This is a genomic window from Pseudomonas sp. P105, from assembly GCF_032614175.1.
In the GTDB taxonomy this organism is placed as follows: domain Bacteria; phylum Pseudomonadota; class Gammaproteobacteria; order Pseudomonadales; family Pseudomonadaceae; genus Aquipseudomonas; species Aquipseudomonas rhizophila.
In genome coordinates, this window is sequence record NZ_CP126693.1 from 4,885,356 (window position 1) to 4,900,817 (window position 15,462).

Sequence of the window (15,462 nt, forward strand, 5' to 3'; positions counted from 1 at the left end):
CAGGATGAGGATCCTGCCTCGGCGCTGAACGCGCGATCGGACTTTACCGGACGCGCCAGACAACAACAAAAACCGAGGTTTGAATGACAATTGCTTTACAACAGCCACCCCTTTCCAGCCAATGCTTGGCCGAATTCCTGGGAACTGCCCTGCTGATTTTCTTCGGCACTGGCTGCGTTGCAGCGCTCAAGGTCGCGGGTGCGAGTTTCGGTCTGTGGGAAATCAGTATCATCTGGGGTGTCGGTGTCAGCATGGCGATCTACCTCAGCGCCGGCGTTTCCGGCGCACACCTGAACCCCGCCGTCAGCATCGCGCTGTGTATTTTCACCGACTTTGAAAAGCGTAAGTTACCCTTCTACATTATTTGCCAGGTGGCCGGCGCCTTTTGTGGCGCGCTGCTGGTCTACACGCTGTACAGCAATCTATTCTTCGATTTCGAACAGTCCCGGCAAATGATTCGTGGCTCAGAAGCCAGCCTTGAACTGGCCTCGGTGTTTTCCACTTATCCACACCCGGCGCTGTCCACTGGCCAGGCCTTTCTGGTGGAGGTGATCATCACCGCCATTCTGATGGGCGTGATCATGTCCCTGACCGATGACAACAATGGCCTGCCCCGCGGCCCGCTGGCGCCACTGCTGATCGGCCTGCTGATCGCGGTAATTGGCAGCTCGATGGGACCGCTGACGGGCTTCGCGATGAATCCGGCGCGAGACTTCGGCCCTAAACTGATGACTTTCTTCACCGGGTGGGGTGAAATTTCCCTCACGGGTGGACGCGACATCCCGTACTTCCTGGTTCCGATTTTTGCACCGATCGTGGGTGCATGCCTGGGCGCTGCGGCCTATCGCGGGTTGATTGCCCGCCATCTGCCCAGCGCCGTGGCTGTTACAAAGGATGCAAAACCGGCCATTGACGGCAAACCCAGAACATCCTGAAACAATCGGCGCACACTCTGCCCGCTCAAGCGTGCGCCAGGCCTCACCCCTTATTCACGTCCCAAGGCAATCGACATGACCGACATTCAGAACAAGAACTACATCATTGCCCTCGACCAGGGTACGACCAGCTCGCGGGCGATCATTTTCGACCGCGACGCCAATGTGGTCTGCACCGCCCAGCGCGAATTCGCCCAGCATTACCCCCAGGCCGGCTGGGTCGAACACGACCCGATGGAAATCTTCGCCACCCAGAGCGCGGTGATGGTCGAAGCCTTGGCCCAGGCTGGCCTGCATCATGACCAGGTCGCCGCGATCGGCATCACCAACCAGCGCGAAACCACCGTGGTCTGGGACAAGACCACCGGCCGGCCGATCTATAACGCCATTGTCTGGCAGTGCCGACGTAGCACCGAGATCTGCCAGCAACTCAAGCGTGACGGCCACGAACCGTACATCAGCGAAACCACCGGCCTGGTCACCGACCCGTATTTCTCCGGCACCAAGCTCAAGTGGATCCTGGACAACGTCGAGGGCAGCCGCGAACGCGCACGTAACGGCGAACTGCTGTTTGGCACCGTGGACAGCTGGCTGATCTGGAAATTTACCGGCGGCAAAGTCCACGTCACCGACTACACCAACGCCTCGCGCACCATGCTCTTCAATATTCACTCGCTGGAGTGGGACGCGAAGATGCTCGAAATTCTCGACATCCCTCGCGAAATGTTGCCGCAAGTGAAGTCGTCCTCGGAAATCTATGGCCGCACCAAGAGCGGCATCGCCATCGGTGGCATCGCCGGCGACCAGCAGGCCGCCCTGTTCGGCCAGATGTGCGTGGAGCCAGGCCAGGCGAAAAACACCTATGGCACCGGCTGCTTCCTGTTGATGAACACCGGCGACAAAGCCGTCAAATCCAATCATGGCATGCTCACCACCATCGCCTGCGGTCCTCGCGGCGAAGTGGCCTATGCTCTGGAAGGCGCGGTATTCAACGGCGGCTCCACCGTGCAGTGGCTGCGCGATGAGTTGAAAATCATCAATGACGCCCTCGATACCGAATACTTCGCCAACAAGGTCAAGGACAGCAACGGCGTGTACCTGGTACCGGCCTTCACCGGCCTGGGCGCCCCCTACTGGGACCCCTATGCCCGTGGCGCGCTGTTCGGCCTGACCCGCGGCGTGCGGGTCGACCACATCATTCGTGCAGCGCTGGAGTCGATTGCCTACCAGACCCGCGATGTACTCGACGCCATGCAGCAGGATTCGGGCGAACGCCTCAAGGCCCTGCGCGTGGACGGCGGCGCGGTAGCGAACAACTTCCTGATGCAGTTCCAGGCGGACATTCTCGGCACCCGGGTCGAACGCCCTAAAATGCGGGAAACCACGGCTTTGGGCGCCGCGTATCTGGCCGGCCTGGCGTGTGGTTTCTGGGGCAGCCTGGAAGAACTGCGCGGCAAGGCCGTGATCGAGCGCGAATTCGAACCGCAACTGGACGAGCAGGCCAAGGAAAAACTCTACGCCGGCTGGCAGAAAGCGGTCAGCCGCACCCGCGACTGGGAACCTCACGAAGACGCTGAATAAGCCGAAGCTGGGTACGACGAGGGTCGTGAAACTGGTCGGGAGGGGATTCCTGCGGCATCATGGGCAAATTTTGTATGGCAGCCCAAAGGAAGCCCCATGAATCTGCCTCCCCGTCAGCAGCAAATCCTCGAACTGGTCCGCGAACGCGGCTACGTCAGCATCGAGGAAATGGCGCAGCTATTCGTTGTCACCCCGCAGACCATCCGCCGCGACATCAATCAATTGGCGGAACTGAACCTGCTGCGTCGCTACCACGGCGGCGCGGCCTATGATTCGAGCGTTGAGAACACCGCCTACGCCATGCGCGCCGATCAGATGCGCGACGAGAAGCAACGCATCGCCGAAGCCATTGCCGCCCAGATCCCTGACCATGCCTCGCTGTTCATCAACATCGGCACCACCACCGAATCCATCGCCCGGGCGCTGCTCAATCACAACCACCTGAAGGTCATCACCAACAATCTGCACGTAGCTTCGATCCTCAGCGCCAAGGACGACTTCGAAGTCCTGATCGCAGGTGGAAATGTCAGACGCGACGGAGGCGTGGTAGGCCAGGCCAGCGTCGACTTCATCAACCAGTTCAAGGTCGACTTCGCCCTGGTGGGCATCAGCGGGATCGATGAAGACGGCAGCCTGCTGGATTTTGACTACCAGGAAGTGCGGGTCTCCCAGGCGATCATCGCCAACGCCCGGCAGGTGCTGCTGGCGGCGGACTCCAGCAAATTCGGGCGCAACGCCATGGTCAGGCTGGGACCGATCAGCCTGATCGATTGCCTGGTGACCGATCAGCAACCCGTGCCGGCCCTGGCGCAATTGCTGAGCCAGCACAAGATTCGATTGGAAGTGGTCTGAGCTCCCCCGAAACCCTGTGGCGAGGGGATTTATCCCCGCTTGGGCTGCGCAGCAGCCCCAATACAGTCAACTCAATTTGCCTCATATACCGAGTCGCCTGGTTTTAGGGCTGCTGTGAGCCCAGCGGATAAATCCCCTCGCCACAAAAGCATCTCCGACCACATCAGCGACCCGCTTCATGTTCGAAAATTTTCCTTTCAGCTTCCTTTGATCAGTATTTTCAATCGAAGTCTGCTGGCTGTTGCCGAGTTTATGGGCTAGTATTTTCGCAAATGAACATTAATGTTCGAATTCAAATATTTCGAAAAAAAGCCCGAGGCCAGCCGATGCCCACTTCTACCTTGCCTACGCCCCCTCTCGCTGAGGTTTACGACGTCGCCGTCATTGGCGGCGGGATCAACGGCGTAGGGATTGCCGCAGACGCAGCGGGTCGCGGCCTCTCGGTGTTCCTTTGCGAAAAGGACGACCTGGCCAGCCACACCTCCTCGGCCAGCAGCAAGCTGATCCATGGCGGCCTGCGCTACCTCGAACATTACGAATTCCGTCTGGTGCGCGAAGCGCTGGCCGAGCGCGAAGTGCTGTTGACCAAGGCTCCGCACATCGTCAAGCAGATGCGCTTCGTCTTGCCCCACCGCCCGCACTTGCGCCCCGCCTGGATGATTCGCGCCGGCCTGTTCCTCTACGATCACCTGGGCAAGCGCGAACAACTTGCCGGTTCCAAAAGCCTGAAATTCGGCGCCGACAGCGCGCTGAAAAGCGAGATCACTAAAGGCTTTGAATACTCCGACTGCTGGGTCGACGATGCGCGCCTGGTGGTGCTCAACGCCATGGCCGCCCGGGAAAAAGGCGCCCATGTCCACACTCGCACACGTTGCGTGAACGCCCGTCGCAGTAAAGGCTTGTGGCATTTGCATCTGGAACGCGCCGACGGCAGCCTGTTTTCGATCCGCGCCAAGGCGCTGGTCAACGCGGCCGGTCCTTGGGTTGCCAAGTTCATTCGCGACGACCTGAAGCTGGAGTCGCCTTACGGCATTCGTCTGATCCAGGGCAGCCACCTGATCGTGCCGAAACTCTACGAAGGCGAGCACGCGCACATTCTTCAGAACGAAGACCAGCGCATCGTCTTCACCATTCCGTATCTGAACCAGTTCACCTTGGTCGGCACGACCGACCGCGAATATACCGGCGACCCGGCCAAAGTGGCGATCACCGAGGGTGAAACCGATTATTTGCTCAAAGTGGTCAACGCGCACTTCAAGAAGCAGATCAGCCGCGACGATATCCTGCACAGTTATTCCGGTGTTCGGCCGTTGTGCAACGATGAATCCGACAACCCATCGGCCGTCACCCGGGACTACACCCTGGCGCTGTCGGGCAGTGCGGACGAAGCCCCGCTGCTGTCGGTGTTCGGCGGCAAGCTGACCACCTACCGCAAACTGGCCGAGTCGGCCATGGCGCAGTTGGCCCCGTATTTTACCCAGATGCGCCCCAGCTGGACTGCCGTGGCTACCCTCCCCGGCGGCGAAAGCATGACCACCCCGCAAGCGCTGTGCTCGGCGATTCGTGACAAATTCGACTGGGTGCCGACCGAGCTTGCCCGTCGCTGGGCCACCACCTATGGCAGCCGCACCTGGCGCATGCTTGAAGGCGTGCACAACCTCGGTGACATGGGCGAATACATCGGCGCGGGCCTCTACACCCGGGAAGTCGACTACCTGTGCAGCGATGAATGGGCCATCGATGCCCACGACATCCTGTGGCGCCGCAGCAAACTTGGCTTGTTCACCACCGCGGCCGAACAGCAGAAGCTGCAGCAATACCTGGACAAGGTGGAGCACAACCGTCGCAAGATCGAAGCGGCCTGATCGGTTAACCGCTTATACGAAAGCCCCTGAATCTGGCGATTCAGGGGCTTTTTGCTATCTGGCATACACCGCCGCCCTCTGTGGGAGCGAGCCTGCTCGCGATGAGGCCATCAACTTCAACATAAGTCTCGCCAGGCAGGCCGCTATCGCGAGCAGGCTCGCTCTCACAAGACATGGAGAGGCCGGAATGCATTCGGTTTTCCGAACAAGACTCACCAGTCAATTCGGCCAACCGGATAAACAACCTGTGGAAAAAATCAGAAAAAAGATTAATTACGTTTAAAAACAAACAGTTAATGTGAGTCAACTGGTCTGGCACGACTCATGCTCTACACTCCTTCGAGACGAATGCCTGCATGCCAACACAACAGGAGCTGCCAGGTACTTCGAAGCACTCAGGGCCGACGAACCGGCTGAATAAGAAAAACAATGTCGAGGAAATATCGATGCGCATCGTTCCCCATCTCCTGGGCGCAGCCATTGCTGCCGCTCTGATCAGCACCCCGGTTTTCGCTGCCGAACTGACCGGTACGCTGAAAAAGATCAAAGAGTCCGGCGTCATCACGCTCGGGCATCGCGACGCTTCCATTCCGTTTTCCTATATCGCGGACGCCTCCGGCAAACCGGTCGGCTATTCCCACGACATTCAGCTGAAAGTCGTCGAAGCCCTGAAAAAAGAACTGGACGTGCCGAACCTGCAGGTCAAGTACAACCTGGTGACCTCGCAAACCCGTATCCCACTGGTGCAAAACGGCACCGTCGACCTGGAATGCGGTTCCACCACCAACAACGTCGAACGTCAGCAGCAGGTTGATTTCTCCGTTGGCATCTTCGAGATCGGCACCAAGCTGCTGTCCAAGAAGGACTCCAAGTACAAGGACTTCGACGACCTCAAGGGCAAGAACGTCGTGACCACCGCCGGCACCACGTCCGAGCGCATCCTCAAGTCCATGAACGCCGATAAGCAAATGGGCATGAACGTGATCTCGGCCAAGGACCACGGCGAATCGTTCAACATGCTCGAAGGCGGCCGTGCCGTTGCCTTCATGATGGACGACGCCTTGCTGGCCGGTGAAATGGCCAAGGCCAAGAAACCAGGCGACTGGGCCGTGACCGGCACCCCGCAGTCCTTCGAAATCTACGGTTGCATGATGCGCAAGGGCGACGAGCCGTTCAAAAAAGCCGTCGATGACGCCATCAAGGCCACCTACGCTTCTGGCGAAATCAACAAGATCTACGAAAAATGGTTCATGCAGCCAATTCCGCCAAAAGGCCTGAACCTGAACTTCCCGATGAGCGAAGAGCTCAAGAAACTGATCGCCGAACCGACCGACAAAGCGGCCGACGAAAAGAAATCCTGATTCCTGACTAACCTTGTCCCCTGGAAGTGCTTTTGCGCTTTCAGGGGATGGTCACTCCCTGCTGGCATATCTGGAAACACTCGAACCGGTGGCTGTCGAGCCGATCGTGTGTGCCTGCCCTTCAAGGGTCAGGTGGGAATGGAGCTTCCCCAGGCGGGTATTTGCATATCGATCGATCTGAGGGGAGACCCTAATGAATTACAACTGGGACTGGGGCGTGTTCTTCAAGTCCACCGGCATCGGCAGCGAGATTTATCTCGACTGGTACGTGGCCGGCCTGGGCTGGACCATCGCCATCGCCGTCGCGGCCTGGATCATCGCCCTACTGCTGGGTTCGGTTCTGGGCGTGATGCGCACCGTGCCGAACCGGCTGGTGTCGGGTATCGCCACCGGCTACGTGGAGCTCTTTCGTAACGTACCGCTGCTGGTTCAGCTGTTCATCTGGTACTTCCTGGTGCCCGACTTGCTGCCTGCGGACCTGCAGGAGTGGTACAAGCAGGACCTGAACCCCACGACCTCGGCCTACCTGAGCGTCGTCGTGTGCCTGGGCCTGTTTACCGCCGCGCGGGTCTGCGAACAGGTTCGCACTGGTATTCAGGCGCTGCCGCGCGGCCAGGAATCCGCCGCCCGGGCCATGGGCTTCAAGCTGCCGCAAATCTACTGGAACGTGCTGCTGCCCCAGGCCTACCGGATCATCATTCCGCCGCTTACCTCGGAATTCTTGAACGTCTTCAAGAACTCCTCCGTGGCCTCGCTGATCGGCCTGATGGAATTGCTTGCACAGACCAAACAGACCGCCGAGTTCTCCGCCAACCTGTTCGAAGCCTTCACCCTGGCGACACTGATCTACTTCACCCTGAACATGAGCCTGATGCTGCTCATGCGCATGGTCGAGAAGAAAGTCGCGGTGCCCGGCCTGATTTCCGTGGGGGGTAAATAATGGAACTCGACTTCACTGGCATCATCCCGGCCATTCCCGGTTTGTGGAACGGCATGGTGATGACGCTCAAGCTGATGGCCCTGGGCGTCGTCGGCGGGATCATCCTGGGAACCATCCTGGCGCTGATGCGCCTGTCCCACAACAAGCTGATCTCCAGCATTGCCGGCGCCTACGTCAACTATTTCCGCTCGATCCCGCTGCTGCTGGTCATCACCTGGTTCTACCTGGCGGTGCCGTTCGTACTGCGCTGGATCACCGGCGAAGACACCCCTATCGGAGCGTTTGGCTCCTGCGTCGTGGCGTTCATGATGTTCGAGGCGGCCTACTTCTGCGAAATCGTGCGGGCCGGCGTGCAGTCGATCCCCAAGGGTCAGATGGGCGCCGCCCAGGCGCTGGGCATGAATTATGGCCAGACCATGCGCCTGATCATCCTGCCCCAGGCGTTTCGCAAGATGACCCCGCTGTTGTTGCAACAAAGCATCATCCTGTTTCAGGACACCTCGCTGGTCTACACCGTCGGTCTGGTGGATTTCCTCAATGCTTCGCGGGCCAATGGCGACATCATCGGCCGCTCCCATGAGTTCCTGATCATCGCAGGTCTCGTGTACTTCACAATCAGCTTTGCCGCCTCGCTGCTGGTCAAGCGTCTGCAAAAAAGGTTCGCCGTATGATCTCTATCAAGAACATCAACAAGTGGTATGGGGACTTCCAGGTACTGACCAATTGCAGCACCGAGGTCAGCAAGGGTGAAGTTGTGGTGGTGTGCGGCCCGTCGGGTTCGGGCAAGTCCACGCTGATCAAATGCGTGAACGCCCTGGAGCCGTTCCAGAAAGGCGACATCGTGGTCGACGGTACGTCCATCGCCGACCCGAAGACCAACCTGCCGAAACTGCGCTCGCGCGTTGGCATGGTGTTCCAGCACTTCGAGCTGTTCCCGCACCTGACCATCACCGAAAACCTGACCATCGCCCAGATCAAGGTGCTGGGCCGCAGCAAGGAAGAAGCCACCCAGAAAGGCCTGCAACTGCTTGAGCGGGTCGGTCTGTCGGCCCATGCCCACAAGCACCCGGGCCAGCTCTCCGGCGGCCAACAGCAGCGCGTGGCGATTGCCCGTGCCCTGGCGATGGACCCGATCGTGATGCTGTTCGACGAACCGACCTCGGCCCTTGACCCGGAAATGGTCAACGAAGTGCTCGACGTGATGGTGCAACTGGCCCACGAAGGCATGACCATGATGTGCGTGACCCACGAAATGGGCTTCGCCCGCAAAGTGGCGAACCGGGTGATCTTCATGGACCAGGGCCAGATCATCGAAGACTGCGAGAAGGAAGAGTTCTTCGGCGACATCAGCGCCCGCTCCGAACGTGCGCAGCATTTCCTTGAGAAAATCCTGCAGCACTAAACAACACCGCTTCCCACTGTGGGAGCGAGCTTGCTCGCGATAGCGGACTGCCAGTCACCTTATTGTCGACTGATCAGCAGTCATCGCGAGCAAGCTCGCTCCCACAAGGGAGCAGTGTTGGTTTGTCGATTTGTGTTGTGGTTGACCCAAGGCTTCTGTGATGAAATGCGACCCCACTCTCTATCGCGCCGCGCCGCCATCACTCGCCGTGAAGCCTCGTCTGATTCGCCATCTGTTCCTGCCGCCGCTGATCATCGCCCTGATGATCGGCCTGGGTTACCTCGGCTTCTGGATCAGTGAGCACTACGGCATTCGCAGCCTGGGCGAGAACGGCGAGCGCCAGTTGGAGCTGCACGCCCGCGCGGTCGAGAGCGAGATCAGCAAATACACCTACCTGCCCAGCCTGCTGGAGCTTGAATCCAGCGTATCGCAACTGCTCGACGACCCCACGCCCGAGCACCGCAAGACCGTCAACGAATACCTCGAAGGCCTGAACCGCCGCAGCCGCAGTCGGGCCATTTATGTGATGGACACCACAGGCCGGGTCATGGCGACCAGCAACTGGCGCGACGTCGACAGTTACCTGGGTGAAGACCTGTCCTTTCGCGCCTATTTCCAGAACGCCGTACGCGGTCAGCCCGGGCGCTTCTATGGCATCGGCAGCACCAGCGGCGAGCCTGGCTATTACCTGGCCCATGGCCTGGAACAGCAGGGCAAGATCATCGGCGTGGCGGTGGTCAAAGTGCGCCTGGAAGCCATGGAAGAGCGCTGGCAGCGCGCGCGCCTGGAAGCCTTCGTCAGCGACGAGAATGGCATCATCATTTTGTCCAGCGATCCGGCGCGGCGGCTCAAGTCCGTGCGACCGCTGAGCGACGAAACCAAAGAGCGCCTGGCCCGCAGCCTGCAATATTACTGGTTCCCACTGAACGAGCTGGTTCCCCTGGCTCGGGAACGGCTGGCCGAAGGCATGGAAAAACTGACCTTCCCGGCCAATGCCGAACTGGTGTCCGACGAGCGGCCCATCAGCTATCTGTCACAGACCCGCCCCCTGAGCGACACACCCTGGAATTTCACCCTGCTGACGCCACTTGAAGACCTGCGTCGCCAGGCAATCAACCAGGGCATCCTGGTGGCCGTGGCCTTCGCCCTGGTGGCTTTCCTGCTGATCGCCTGGAACGAGCGGCGCAAGGTCATCGCCACTCGCCTCGCTGCCCGGGAGGCCTTGCAGGAAGCCAACAACCAGCTCGAACGTCGGATTACCGAACGCACCACCGACCTGCGGGCCAGCAATGAACGGCTCAAGGGCCAGATCCGCGAACGGCGGCAGGCCGAAGAGACGTTGCGCCGGGCCCAGGACGAACTGGTGCAGGCTGGCAAACTCGCCGCCATTGGCCAGATGTCCACCAGCATCGCCCATGAACTCAACCAGCCGCTGGCCGCGCTGCGTACCCTGTCCGGCAACACCGTGCGCTTTCTTGAGCGGGGCCAGCTGGATATCGCCAGCGCCAACCTCAAGACCATCAACGACCTGATCGACCGCATGGGCCGGATCACCGCCAGCCTGCGCTCCTTCGCCCGGCGCGGGGACGATCAGGGCCGGGCCAGCCTCGGCAAGGCGGTCGAAGCCGCGCTGCAACTGCTGGGCGGCCGCCTCGAAAGCCTGAAGATCCAGGTGCATGCCGGTTACGATGACGTGCAGGTACAGATCGACCAGACGCGTCTTGAACAAATCCTGGTGAACCTGATCGGCAACGCCCTGGACGCCATGCAGAGCCAACCCGAGCCGCGGCTGTGGCTTGAAGGCACTGCCTCGGATGGCAAATATCGCCTGCGGGTGCGGGACAACGGCCATGGCATCGATCCCGAGGCGCGCAAACATTTGTTCGAACCCTTCTTCACCACCAAACCTGGCGAACAGGGCCTGGGCCTGGGCCTGACCCTTTCGGCGAGCCTGGCCGCCGCCGCGGGCGGGCATCTGGAGGTCGAACACCCGGCCGAAGGTGGAACCACGTTTGCCCTCAGTTTACCGTTGGTAAGCCCTTTACCTGCCGAGCAGCGATGAATAACGACCTGAGCGTACTGATCGTCGAAGACGACCCCCATGTCCTGCTGGGTTGCCAGCAGGCCCTGTCCCTGGAAGACATTCCCTGCATCGGCGTGGGCAGCGCCGAAGAGGCTCTGGAGCGGGTCGGCGATGACTTTGCCGGCATCGTCATCAGCGACATTCGCCTGCCGGGCATCGATGGCCTGGAGCTGCTGACCCGCCTCAAGGCCCGGGACCGCAGCCTGCCGGTGGTGCTGATCACCGGCCACGGTGACATCTCCATGGCCGTCGGCGCCATGCAAAAAGGCGCCTATGACTTCATGGAGAAACCCTTCTCCCCCGAACGCCTGGTGGACGTCGCCCGCCGCGCCCTGGAGCAACGCAGCCTGGCCCGGGAGGTTTCATCGCTGCGCCGGCAACTGGCCGAACGCGACTCCCTGGAAGGCCGGATCATCGGCCGTTCACCGGCCATGCAGCACCTGCGAGAACTGATCGCCAACGTAGCCGACACCTCGGCCAACGTGCTGATCGAAGGTGAAACCGGCACCGGCAAGGAACTGGTCGCGCGCTGCCTGCACGACTTCAGCCGACGTCACAGCAAACAATTCGTCGCGCTCAACTGCGGCGGCCTGCCGGAGAACCTGTTCGAAAGCGAGATTTTCGGCCACGAAGCCAACGCCTTTACCGGCGCCGGCAAACGACGGATCGGCAAGATCGAGCACGCCGACGGCGGCACGCTGTTTCTCGATGAAGTGGAAAGCATGCCCCTGCCCTTGCAGATCAAGTTGCTGCGGGTGTTGCAGGAACGCACCCTCGAGCGGCTGGGTTCGAACCAGAGTGTGGCCGTGGATTGCCGGGTCATCGCCGCGACCAAGTCCGACCTGGACGAACTGGGTCGGGCCGGGCAGTTTCGCAGCGACTTGTATTACCGCCTCAACGTGGTGACCCTGGAACTGCCGCCCCTGCGCGAGCGCCGCGAAGACATTCTGCAACTGTTCGAGCATTTCCTGCAGCAGTCATCCCTGCGTTTCGACCGCACGGTCCCGGAGCTGGACAACCAGACGCTGTCCAACCTGATGAGCCACGACTGGCCGGGCAACGTGCGGGAACTGCGCAACGTCGCCGAGCGCTATGCACTCGGCCTGCCGGCCTTCAAGAAGTCGGGGGCCAGCGGCGCCAGCCAGGGCCTGGCCTTCGCCGAAGCGGTGGAAGCCTTCGAACGCAACCTGCTGGTGGACGCTCTGCAACGCAGCGGTGGCAATCTGACCCAGGCCAGTCTCGAACTGGGCATGGCCAAGACCACGCTGTTCGACAAAGTCAAAAAATATGGCCTGAGCCATTAACCTGGGGCAGTAAACCTGTGGACCTGATTTTCAAAGCAGCGCTCGGTGCCGCCGTGGTGGTCATCCTGGCGATGCTCGCCAAGACCAAGAACTATTACATCGCCGGGCTGGTGCCACTGTTTCCCACCTTCGCCCTGATCGCCCACTACATTGTTGGCAAGGGCCGCTCGGTGGACGATCTGAAAACCACCATCGTGTTTGGCATGTGGTCGATCATCCCCTACTTCGTCTACCTGGCGACGCTGTATGTGATGGTCGACCGGATGCGTCTGGAGGCTTCTCTGGCCGTGGCGGCGGTGGCTTGGCTGATGGCGGCGACGGTGCTGGTCAGCGTGTGGATGAGACTCCACAGCTGACCCCGCAGGAGCGCCTGTCCAAACCAGTGGTTCAATAACCGACGGTAAAGCGCTGCCGCGAAAACTGCGGCGTCTCCACTTCATCGATCATTGCAATGGCGTAATCGGCAAAGCTGATCCAGCTGCGCCCGGTGGCGTCGAACAGCAGGTGATCCTTGCCGATACGGAACTGACCGGTGCGCTCGGTCTCGACGAACTCCGCCGAGGGCGAGAGGAAGGTCCAGTCCAGGTCCTGTTCCTTGAGCAGCACGTCCAGGAACAATACTCCGGCGCTGGCTTCGGCGAGGTATTCTTCAGGGAAGCCTTCGCTGTCGATCACACGGCTATTGTCCGGCAGCAGCAACGAACCGGCCCCGCCCACCACCAGCAAGCGCTTGACCCCGGCAGCCTTGATTGGGGCGATGACCTTGTCGGCCGGCACGGTGGCGAAATGGGCGGCGCAGATCACCACATCATGACCGGCTACCGCTGCGATTAAGGCCTCGCTGTCCAATACATCCAACTGCTGGCTGACCACACCGGCCCTCTTACCGATCTTGGCCGTGTTACGGGCAATGGCCGTCACGCTGTGGCCACGACGCAGGGCTTCTTCCAACAACTGGCTGCCGGCCCGACCGGTGGCGCCGATGATTGCGATTTTGCTCATGATGTTCTCCATTGGTTAGCGATGTTGAAATACAGGCTCTTGTGGCGAGAGGATTTATCCCCTCGCCACAACGGTGCTCTGATCAAAGATCGGTATTCACCACTTCATCTCACCCTTGGCCACCTTGGCACTGAGCTCCAGGGAGCTGTCTTCCCCCAGATCGGGGTAGCGCTGCTTCATGGCGGCGATCAGGGCGGCGGAGCCCTTGGCTTTGGCGGTTTCTTCGTCGAAGGCCTTGATGTACTCGGCGGTGAATTTCACCGGAGCCAGAGACCGGGCACTTTCACCCAGGTAATGGCCGGGAATCACGGTGTTCGGTTGCAGTTTTTCAATGCCCTCCAGCGTCGCCAGCCAATCCTTGTGGGACTGCGGCGTCTGCGTGTCGGCCATCCAGACGTGAATGTTCTCGGCCACCACGACGCCGCCGACCACCGCCTTGATCGACGGGATCCACACGAAGCTGCGGTCCGGTTGCGGGCCATCAAGACCGATGATCTGCAAGCGCTTGCCCTCCAGGGTCAGGCTGTCGCCCTTGAGTACCTGGGGTACGATCGCTTTGCTCGGCGCATCCGCCTTGAGGATCGGCCCCCAATATTTCAACTTGCCGTCCATGGTGTGCTTGATGTGTTCGACGGTCGGCGCAGAGGCCAGCACCTTGGCATCCGGGAACGCGGCGGTCAGGGTCTCCAGACCAAAATAGTAGTCGGGATCGCCGTGGCTGATGTAGATCGTGGTCAATTGCTTGCCGCTGGCGCGGATTTTCTGCACCACCTGTTCGGCCTGGGACTTGCCGAACTGGGCGTCCACCAACACCACTTCTTTTTCCCCACTGACCAATACCGAGGTCACCGGGAAAACGGCCGCCGCGCCAGGGTTGTAGACCTCCAGGACAAGGTCGGCTGCCCAGGTGTTGGCCGCAAAAATCATCGAAGCGCTGGTCAGCAGCAGACGCTTGAATAAGGTGGATCCGGTCATGTTGTGCTCCGTTGTGCATAAGCCCGATTGGGAATGAGCGCAGCTTAGGGACCTGACTCGTTTCAAAAAATGCGATGCTTGGACATAGTTTGTTTCTGAAATCGGGCAAATCATGGATCGTCTACAAGCAATGCAAGTGTTCGTCGCCGTGGTGGAACTGGGCAGTCAGTCGGCGGCAGCCGAACACCTGGACCTGTCACGACCGGTGGTGTCACGGTATCTGGCGGAACTGGAAGACTGGGTCGGTGCCCGGCTGATGCATCGCACCACCCGCAAATTGAGCCTGACGGCCGCGGGTTTGGAGATCCTGCCGCGCTGTCGGCAGATGCTGGATCTGTCCGGCGACATGCAGGCCGCCGTCAGTACGTCGGACGACGCGCCACGGGGCATGCTGCGCATCAGCGCCAGCACCTCGTTCGGCCAGGCCCAATTGGCGGCAGCCATGACCGAGTTCGTCGTGCGCTACCCAGGGGTCAGCGTCGACCTGCAAATGCTCGACCGCACCGTGAACCTGGTGGACGAGCGCATCGACCTGGCGATCCGCATGAGCAACGACCTAGACCCGAACCTGATTGCCCGGCGCCTCACAGTCTGTCGCTCGGTGATCTGCGCCTCGCCCGGCTACCTGCGTGAACACCCAACGCCCCAACGGGTCGAGGATTTGAGCCGGCACAACTGCCTGACCCACTCCTACGTCGGCAAGAGCCTGTGGCATTTCGAGCAGGACGGCGAGCAGGTCTCGGTGCCGGTGCAGGGCAACATCAGCGCCAACGAGGCCAGCACATTGCTGCAGGCCACGATAGCCGGTGCGGGCGTGGCGATGCTGCCCAGCTACCAGGCCGGCACGCACATCAAGAACGGCGAACTGATCCGCCTGTTGCCCCACGCCGAACCCCGCCGGATGAACATGTACGCGGTGTATGCCTCACGCAAACACATGCCGTCGGCGCTGCGCAGCCTGCTGGATTTTTTGGTACTCAAATTTCCCGAGAGGCCGGAGTGGGATGTTGGGTTGTAGCTGCCGCCTGAGGGACTTCTGTGGGAGCGAGCTTGCTCGCGATGGCGGCGTGTCAGCCACCCTTTTATTAACTGACACACCGCTATCGCGAGCAAGCTCGCTCCCACAGGGGGTCACCGCCGTTCTCAAGTACTGCACCAGGAT

The 15,462-nt window shown here is 60.5% G+C and carries 14 protein-coding genes; 12 read left to right on the forward strand and 2 right to left on the reverse strand.

The window, feature by feature from the left end:
* Positions 1 to 83 precede the first annotated feature (83 nt).
* The 11 genes from QOM08_RS22015 to QOM08_RS22065 all read left to right on the forward strand — a co-directional run bounded on the left by QOM08_RS22015 (position 84) and on the right by QOM08_RS22065 (position 12,679).
* A complete protein-coding gene (locus tag QOM08_RS22015) occupies positions 84 to 935 on the forward strand; it encodes an MIP/aquaporin family protein (protein WP_047227028.1) in 852 nt (283 codons plus the stop codon).
* A 75-nt stretch (positions 936 to 1,010) separates the two neighbouring features.
* Complete coding sequence (gene glpK, locus QOM08_RS22020; RefSeq protein ID WP_139049301.1) at positions 1,011 to 2,516, forward strand: glycerol kinase GlpK; 1,506 nt, start codon at positions 1,011 to 1,013, stop codon at positions 2,514 to 2,516.
* Positions 2,517 to 2,612: 96 nt separating this feature from the next.
* On the forward strand, positions 2,613 to 3,368 hold the full coding sequence (locus QOM08_RS22025) for a DeoR/GlpR family transcriptional regulator (RefSeq protein ID WP_047227030.1): 756 nt from the start codon (positions 2,613 to 2,615) through the stop codon (positions 3,366 to 3,368).
* Positions 3,369 to 3,694: 326 nt separating this feature from the next.
* Positions 3,695 to 5,233, forward strand: coding sequence for a glycerol-3-phosphate dehydrogenase (gene glpD / locus QOM08_RS22030; protein WP_316912125.1), 1,539 nt, complete (start codon positions 3,695 to 3,697; stop codon positions 5,231 to 5,233).
* 446 nt (positions 5,234 to 5,679) lie between these two features.
* The gene (locus tag QOM08_RS22035) at positions 5,680 to 6,594 is read left to right on the forward strand and encodes a glutamate/aspartate ABC transporter substrate-binding protein (protein ID WP_047227033.1); all 915 of its coding nucleotides are present in this window, start codon (positions 5,680 to 5,682) and stop codon (positions 6,592 to 6,594) included.
* A 193-nt stretch (positions 6,595 to 6,787) separates the two neighbouring features.
* Positions 6,788 to 7,534, forward strand: coding sequence for an amino acid ABC transporter permease (locus tag QOM08_RS22040; protein ID WP_047227034.1), 747 nt, complete (start codon positions 6,788 to 6,790; stop codon positions 7,532 to 7,534).
* On the forward strand, positions 7,534 to 8,205 hold the full coding sequence (locus tag QOM08_RS22045) for an amino acid ABC transporter permease (RefSeq protein WP_047227035.1): 672 nt from the start codon (positions 7,534 to 7,536) through the stop codon (positions 8,203 to 8,205). Before QOM08_RS22040 ends, QOM08_RS22045 begins: the two co-directional genes overlap by 1 nt.
* On the forward strand, positions 8,202 to 8,936 hold the full coding sequence (locus QOM08_RS22050) for an amino acid ABC transporter ATP-binding protein (RefSeq protein ID WP_047227036.1): 735 nt from the start codon (positions 8,202 to 8,204) through the stop codon (positions 8,934 to 8,936). The genes QOM08_RS22045 and QOM08_RS22050 overlap by 4 nt, the downstream gene beginning before the upstream one ends.
* Before the next feature lie 160 nt (positions 8,937 to 9,096).
* Entirely contained in the window at positions 9,097 to 10,998 is a 1,902-nt protein-coding gene (locus QOM08_RS22055) for a sensor histidine kinase (protein WP_316912126.1), read from the forward strand.
* Positions 10,995 to 12,323, forward strand: a complete 1,329-nt coding sequence (locus QOM08_RS22060; RefSeq protein WP_047227038.1) for a sigma-54-dependent transcriptional regulator — start codon at positions 10,995 to 10,997, stop codon at positions 12,321 to 12,323. The genes QOM08_RS22055 and QOM08_RS22060 overlap by 4 nt, the downstream gene beginning before the upstream one ends.
* 26 nt (positions 12,324 to 12,349) lie before the next feature.
* The gene (locus QOM08_RS22065) at positions 12,350 to 12,679 is read left to right on the forward strand and encodes a GlpM family protein (RefSeq protein ID WP_173407518.1); all 330 of its coding nucleotides are present in this window, start codon (positions 12,350 to 12,352) and stop codon (positions 12,677 to 12,679) included.
* Positions 12,680 to 12,710: 31 nt separating this feature from the next.
* Here QOM08_RS22065 and QOM08_RS22070 read toward each other — a convergent pair whose 3' ends face one another.
* Both QOM08_RS22070 and QOM08_RS22075 read right to left on the reverse strand, forming a co-directional pair.
* Entirely contained in the window at positions 12,711 to 13,325 is a 615-nt protein-coding gene (locus tag QOM08_RS22070; protein WP_316912127.1) for an NAD(P)-dependent oxidoreductase, read from the reverse strand.
* Positions 13,326 to 13,421: 96 nt separating this feature from the next.
* Positions 13,422 to 14,300, reverse strand: a complete 879-nt coding sequence (locus tag QOM08_RS22075) for an MBL fold metallo-hydrolase (RefSeq protein WP_316912128.1) — start codon at positions 14,298 to 14,300, stop codon at positions 13,422 to 13,424.
* Between the two features lie 112 nt (positions 14,301 to 14,412).
* Between QOM08_RS22075 and QOM08_RS22080 the strand changes: the two genes are divergently transcribed.
* Positions 14,413 to 15,318, forward strand: a complete 906-nt coding sequence (locus tag QOM08_RS22080; RefSeq protein ID WP_188252002.1) for a LysR family transcriptional regulator — start codon at positions 14,413 to 14,415, stop codon at positions 15,316 to 15,318.
* The last annotated feature ends 144 nt before the right edge of the window (positions 15,319 to 15,462 follow it).